This window comes from Ochrobactrum sp. BTU2 (assembly GCF_024539785.1).
GTDB classification, from domain to species: Bacteria; Pseudomonadota; Alphaproteobacteria; order Rhizobiales; family Rhizobiaceae; genus Brucella; species Brucella anthropi.
The window spans coordinates 1-6,512 of the sequence record NZ_JAHWRG010000045.1 but is presented as its reverse complement, the minus strand read 5'-3'; the positions used below and the strand labels follow the sequence as shown (position 1 = coordinate 6,512).

Below are 6,512 nucleotides of genomic sequence, written 5' to 3'. Positions count from 1 at the left end.
GGAGATAAGGAAATGAAAAAGCAGATCAAAGACTTGACCCGCCGTGCTCTGCATAATGCCGACGCGGCATATTACGTTCTCGACTATCTTGCCCATTCCTTCCCGGTCCAGCTCTACGAGCCGTTCACGGATTCGGAGGGCAATCTGTCGTCGCGTCCGGTCTACCGCGATGGCCAGCCGGTCGAAAGCCGCGAGGCCGTCGCGCGCCGCGATGCACTGATCGCAAAGCTCGCCAGCCTGCCTCCCGTTCCCGGAGCGCTCGACCAGCTCGTCCAGCATTTCGGGACGGATATGGTTGCCGAGGTGACGGGCCGGTCGCGCCGCATCGTCCGCAAGCGCGGCGGCGGCGTCACCATCGACCGGCTTGTGGTCGAGACGCGCGCCGGGGCCGCCAACCTCGCCGAGACGCAAGCCTTCATGGACGACCAGAAGCGTGTGCTCGTCTTCTCGGACGCCGGCGGCACCGGCCGCAGCTATCATGCGGAGAAGTCGGCGAAGAACACGCGGCTGCGCGTCCACTATCTGCTCGAGGCGGGCTGGAAAGCCGACACCGCCATTCAGGGTCTCGGCCGGACGCACCGCACCAACCAGGCGCAGCCGCCGCTCTTCCGGCCGATCTCGACCAATGTGAAGGCGGAGAAGCGCTTTCTCAGCACCATCGCCCGCCGCCTCGACACGCTGGGCGCGATCACCCGCGGCCAGCGCCAGACCGGTGGCCAAGGGCTGTTCCGCCCCGAGGACAATCTGGAAAGCCATTACGCCCGCGACGCGCTCCGTCAGCTCTACATGCTGCTGGTGCGCGGCAAGGTCGAGGGATGCTCGCTCGACCGTTTCGAGTCCGCCACCGGCCTGAAGCTGATGGACTCGACCGGCATCAAGGACGAGCTACCGCCGATCACGACGTTTCTCAACAGGTTGCTCGCGCTCACCATCGAGCTTCAGGGCATCCTCTTCACGGCCTTCGAGCAGCTCCTGACCGCCCGCATCGAGGGCGCGATCGCCTCGGGCACCTATGACGCCGGGCTGGAGACGCTGAGCGCGGAGAGCTTCGTCGTCGTCGATCGCCAGACGATCTACACCCATCCGCGTACCGGCGCCGAAACCAGCCTGCTCACCATCAACGAGCGCAAGGGCAACCGTCCGGTGACGCTCGAAGCCGCTCTCGCCGAGCTCGATGATCCGCGCGCAAAGCTGCTCGTCAACGAGCGTTCCGGCCGCGCCGCCGTTCAGATCCCGGCCAGCAGCATCATGCTCGACGATGGCGAGATCGAGCGCCGCGTCCGGCTGATCCGGCCGACCGAGGCACACAACATCCCGGTGCGCTTCATGGGCGAGACCCATTGGGTCGAAACTGACGGGGAGACCTTTGCGTCAGCCTGGAAGGCCGAGATCGCCGACGTGCCGGAGTTCACGGACGCCACGCTCCACATGGTAACAGGCTTGCTCCTTCCGATCTGGAAGCGGCTTCCGAACGACTCGACGCGCGTCTACCGGCTTCAGACCGACGACGGCGAGCGCATCATCGGCCGCAAGGTCTCGCCGGCCTGGGCCGCGAATGCGACCACGACCGGCGCTGCCGCGATCACGCCGGACGATGCCTTCACCGCTCTGATGGACGGCCGCACCATCCTCGATCTCACTGAGGGACTTCAGCTTCGCCGCGTCCGCGTCATGGGCGCCAACCGCATCGAGCTGTCGGGCTTCGACGACACGATGCGCGAGCGCCTCACGGCCTACGGCCTGTTCCACGAGATCATCTCGTGGAAGCTGCGCATGTTCGTGCCGGTCGATGCCAATGGCTTGGCGGTTCTCGGCAAGCTGCTCGACCGCTGGCCGGTCGAGCGCATCGGCGAGAAGGAGGCCGCGTGATGCCCCGTCACGATGCCTCCGAACTGGCAAGCCGTCTCGGCCATCATGCCGAGGCGGTTTGCCGCCATTACCTGAAATCAGGCCACCGAGCCGGACGATACTGGATCGTTGGAGACGTTCAGAACAACCCCGGCCGCTCGATGTTCGTGCGGCTGACCGGCCCTGAATCCGGTAAGGGCGCTGCCGGAAAATGGACGGATTCCGCAACCGGGGAACATGGCGATCTGCTCGACGTCATTCGCGAAACGCTTGGCCTCATCGACTTCAAGGACGTAGCCGAGGAAGCACGCCGCTTCCTCGCTCTCCCGCATCCCGAACAGGAGATGACGAGGACGTCCACCGGCAGGACGTCGAACGCCGCTGTCGGTTCGCCCGAAGCGTCGCGGCGGCTTTTCGCCATGTCGCAGCCGATAGGCGGCACACTCGCGGAAATCTACCTCAACGGGCGGGCGATCACCTCCCTCGTGGGAACCACCGCGCTGCGCTACCATCCGCGGTGCTACTACAAACCCGATGAGCATTCGCCCACCGAGATCTGGCCGGCGATCGTCGCGTCCGTCACCGATCTTCACGGCAACCAGACCGGCGCACACCGCACCTGGCTCGCCCCGGACGGTTCGGGCAAGGCGCCGGTCGAGTCACCCCGGCGGGCGATGGGCGACCTTCTCGGGAACGGGGTCCGCTTCGGCGTTGCCGGTGAGGTGCTCGCGGCCGGCGAAGGCATCGAGACCGTGCTGTCGCCCCGTCAGGTTCTGCCCCACATGCCGATGATGGCCGCGCTCTCAGCGGCTCACCTCGCTGCCATCCTGTTCCCGGCGACGCTGCGCAGGCTCTATGTCCTCCGGGATCGCGACCCGGCCGGGGACGGCGCAAGAGACAGCCTGGTCGCCAGAGCAAGGAGCGTCGGGATCGAGGCGATTTCGGTGTCACCCATGCGCGAGGACTTCAACGAAGATCTGCGCTGGCGCGGCGTGGACGCCCTCCGGGCGGCTATGATGGAGCAGCTTCATCCCGATGACGTTCACCGCTTCGTGGAAGGGTGAGGAGATCGGCGGGGGACGAGGCGCGGTCAAGGCGTCTTCACCTGCCGTCTCCATTCATCATCGTGATCATCCTTCGAAGTCGGAGAGAGCGGCGCCCACGGCCTTCTGAGAGGGCGATCGGCCCACAAACGGGACGGCCGGGCAATGGCGCGGCGCCCGGCTATTTTCCGCCGGCGGGGCGAGCCCCGCCTTTGCAGCGCGAAACAAAATAGCCGGGCTTGGCCATCAAGGCCCTCGCGAGAGGCGAGGGCTGCCAGGCCGTCCCGCCCGTGGGCTTCCGACGCCTGCGAAGGCCGCGATGGGCGCGGTCTCCAGACGAAGGACGATCACGATGATGAACGAAGACGATACCGCAGGCTTCGAGCCGGACCACACCTCATCCCCCACCGATCATGTCCTCACCGAACTCCAGCTCTACGGCTGGCGCCCGTTTCAGGACGAACCCGATCCGAGGCCGCTTCCGGAGGGCAACGCCGTCGCCGCAGCCGTCGCAGATATCTTCGACGCCCTCGTCGCGACGCTCGGCGACACGCGCCTCGAACCCGACCTCGACGAGTTGCTCTGGGGGACCGTCAATCTCTTCCATCGCGCCGCGAGCCGGGTCGAACGCGATCTCGACGACAACGAGCAGGCGCAGCGCCGCCTCCAGCGTGAGCAGGACGGCAGCGAGGTGAAATCGGTCGAGCTCGAACGCCTCACGGCCGAGGGGCAGACCATGATCGAACGGCGTAACAGCATGGAGCTCTTCCGCGACGTCGCCGTCGAAGCCTTCGAGCACCACACCGGCAGCGCCTGGCGGCCCCGCACCGGCTCGATGATCAGCCATCGCAATCTGACCGCCGCGATGATCGACAGCCGCGACTTCCTTGCCGCGAAACGCAGGGCTGAGAACGAGGTGCTCTTGCCAGCCGGTCCGAAGGTTGCCGTCTCCGGCGGAACCGACTTCAACGACCATAACCTGATCTGGGCTAAGCTCGATCAGGTCCGGGCGAAGCACGCCGACATGGTGCTCATTCACGGCGGCGCGAAGATGGGCGCAGAGCGCATCGCCGCCTGGTGGGCAAACAGCCGCAAGGTGCCGCAGATCGCCTTCGAGCCTGACTTCAAGAAGTACCCGGCGAAACAGGCCCCGTACAAGCGCAACGACACGATGCTCGAAGTCCTGCCAGTTGGCGTCCTCGTCTTCGGCGGTGGCGGCATTCAAGGGAACCTCGCGGACAAGGCCCGCAAGCTCGGCATTCCCACCATGCAGTTCGACGGCGGCGCGTAAGCGCCGCCTCTGGCGGCTGTTCCAGCCGCCAATACTTGACTATCGGAGAGGTTGATGGCTCTTATGAAACATCCTTGCAGAACCGGAAAAGTAGCATAGTCGCAGGCGAAGCGTATCTACAGGCAGCCTGTCGTGATCCTCAACCGATCATGTGGAGGTTTCCATGTCGCTCATCCTGCTCGCTATCTCACTGACGATCGCATTCTGCATCTTCGCTTATAATCTGGCGATCTACGCTTTGCCTTTCATGGTCGGTCTCTCGGCCGCTCAATATGCCTGGGGCGCGGGAGCCGGCATCTTCCTCTCGGGGCTGGCCGCAGTCGGCGCGGCATTGCTTTCGATCGGCCTTGTTATCGCGGTTCTCGGCTTTGCGAGGAATTCAGCCCTGCGGCTGGTCGCCCTCGCCGTCTTCGCCGTGCCGGCAGTCATCGCCGGCTATGCGCTCATCCATGGGGTAGCCAAAAACGCGATCGACCCCGGCTTGATGCTCAATCTGCTTTCCGCCAGCGCCGGTCTGTTCATCGGCATCGCGGCCATGGTCAATCTGAACGCCCTCGGCGTGTCGATATTTTCTCGGTGATGGTGCGGCCGCGATCCGCCGGTCTCAGCGAAGAAAGCCGGCGGCTCGCGCCGCCGGGCTTGGATTTCCCGCACTGATGGGCTGCCACGACAGTGCTGCCCACACCATACTTCGCTTTCGGCCCGCTTCGCCCGGTTCGGGAAGTCGGTCGTTGGCGTGAGGTCTGCAGGCCGTAGACAGGCCCTGCCAGCCAGCTCATTCATCTCGTAAAGTGGATACGGCCGCGGAGACCTTCACGAACCTTTCCGCAGGTCGAGTGGATCGAGCCTTCCGCCATCGACATTGGCGACGCGGCGCTGCTCCGCGTCTACCAGCCCGGTAGCCTCTTTATTCTCGTTCCGTCCAGCCTGTCCGAGGAAGGGCGCGGGTGGCCGGAAGGAGAGAAGAACGGGTGTCTTTCGAAGGCGGCGCAGGTCCATGGGGCCTGCCTCTTCGCTGTTGCCGGCAAGGACGATGGTTCTGCTGTGTGTCCCCGTGTTCGTGCTTTCAGAGGCACCAATCCCTCCGACTGACTGATCCCCTAAGTCCGTTCTGTTTCCTCCGGCAACCCCCGCAGCGCCCAGCCGTGTTGCCGCGCAGGCGCGGCTGCCCGCCCCACCTGGGGCTTTGGGGGTCAAGCTGCCGCCGAAGGCGTCAGTGCAGGAGTCTCCCGACGGCCTTGGCCGGGTCTCGTCGGAGGGATGGTCCCTCCGAGAAGCAACGGAGACTTACAATGCAGAACATCGTCATTCTCGCCGGCAACATCGGTCAGGACCCCGAAACCCGCTCCACCCAGGGCGGCACCCGGATCACCCACTTCACGCTGGCCACCTCGCGCCCCCGCTATTCGGACGGCAAGGTCGTCCGGGACGAGAAGGGCTACCGGGTCCAGGACACCGAATGGCACCGGATCACCGCCTTCAACGGCCTCGGCAAGACGATCCAGGACTATTGCGAGAAAGGCATGAAGGTTCTGGTTCGCGGCCGCATCCACTATACGAAGTGGACCGACCAGCAGGGCAACGATCGCTACGGCAGCGAGATCATCGCCGAGACGGTCGACTTCCTGAGCCGGGCCCAGCAGACCGAAAGCAAGGACGGCAAGTTCATCGACGACGATGACATCCCGTTCTGAGCGGGAGCCTCGAAGCCCGGCGGCGCAAGCCGCCGGGTTTTCTCATGGTCGCGCCAGATCGCGGCCGCCGCGCTGTTCCCAGTTGTCGCGTATCTGTTACCAAACGTGGTTGCAGCATGGTGCCCAACCGTCTTTCTCTCAATGAGAAGCCGATCATACCGGCAGTCGGGCCGTGTCAAGGACGCCCGGTGCTCCCAATTTTGCCGCCGCTGCGCGTCGACAAAATCGGCTCCGCCAGACGTCGGACTCTCCGGTCGCGTCGCGATCCCTGACCCGTCCCTCCAACGCCCGGGCAATCGCCTCCGTCATCGAGACAAAGGAGGTTCACATGACACAGGTTCTCGACATCTACGCCAAAGTCGCCGAACTGCGCGCCGAGCGCGACCACTGCATCCTCACTCGCAAGGAGCGGGCTGAGACTTTGCAACGCCTCGAAGCCGCACGCGCGGAGGCCGAGCGCCGGGAGCGGGCGAGGGAGGGAGCGTAAGCTCCTTCTTTTTTGTCGGCGACGGCGGCCGCGAATCGCAAGGGCGGGATCTCGGGCCGCCTCGCGGCCTTCACGGTAAGCGCTCATTTGAGGGCACATAGTAGTGATATGAGGGTGCTGAATGCCGGTCAGTCTGCCTGTTTATTGAA

General features: G+C 64.9%; 7 protein-coding genes. 6 read left to right on the top strand and 1 reads right to left on the bottom strand.

Going from position 1 to position 6,512, the window contains the following annotated elements; genetic code table 11:
• The 4 genes from KWJ32_RS27460 to KWJ32_RS27445 all read left to right on the top strand — a co-directional run.
• A partial coding sequence (locus tag KWJ32_RS27460) for a strawberry notch C-terminal domain-containing protein (protein ID WP_256886592.1) occupies positions 1–1,869 on the top strand: 1,869 nt, incomplete at its 5' end.
• Complete coding sequence (locus KWJ32_RS27455) at positions 1,869–2,912, top strand: toprim domain-containing protein (RefSeq protein WP_151610706.1); 1,044 nt, start codon at positions 1,869–1,871, stop codon at positions 2,910–2,912. The genes KWJ32_RS27460 and KWJ32_RS27455, both read left to right, overlap by 1 nt.
• A 331-nt stretch (positions 2,913–3,243) precedes the next feature.
• Positions 3,244–4,182 (top strand): DUF2493 domain-containing protein, encoded by a 939-nt coding sequence (locus KWJ32_RS27450; RefSeq protein ID WP_151610707.1) that lies wholly within the window; start codon positions 3,244–3,246, stop codon positions 4,180–4,182.
• Between the two features lie 163 nt (positions 4,183–4,345).
• Positions 4,346–4,762 (top strand): hypothetical protein, encoded by a 417-nt coding sequence (locus KWJ32_RS27445; RefSeq protein WP_151610708.1) that lies wholly within the window; start codon positions 4,346–4,348, stop codon positions 4,760–4,762.
• 233 nt (positions 4,763–4,995) lie between these two features.
• Here the strand turns inward: KWJ32_RS27445 and KWJ32_RS27440 are convergent, their stop codons facing one another.
• Positions 4,996–5,181: a hypothetical protein gene (locus KWJ32_RS27440; RefSeq protein ID WP_151610709.1), complete on the bottom strand. Its 186-nt coding sequence runs from the start codon at positions 5,179–5,181 to the stop codon at positions 4,996–4,998.
• 293 nt (positions 5,182–5,474) lie between these two features.
• Between KWJ32_RS27440 and KWJ32_RS27435 the strand changes: the two genes are divergently transcribed.
• Both KWJ32_RS27435 and KWJ32_RS27430 read left to right on the top strand, forming a co-directional pair.
• The gene (locus KWJ32_RS27435; protein WP_151610710.1) at positions 5,475–5,876 is read left to right on the top strand and encodes a single-stranded DNA-binding protein; all 402 of its coding nucleotides are present in this window, start codon (positions 5,475–5,477) and stop codon (positions 5,874–5,876) included.
• Between the two features lie 328 nt (positions 5,877–6,204).
• Positions 6,205–6,363, top strand: a complete 159-nt coding sequence (locus tag KWJ32_RS27430) for a hypothetical protein (protein ID WP_192799873.1) — start codon at positions 6,205–6,207, stop codon at positions 6,361–6,363.
• The last annotated feature ends 149 nt before the right edge of the window (positions 6,364–6,512 follow it).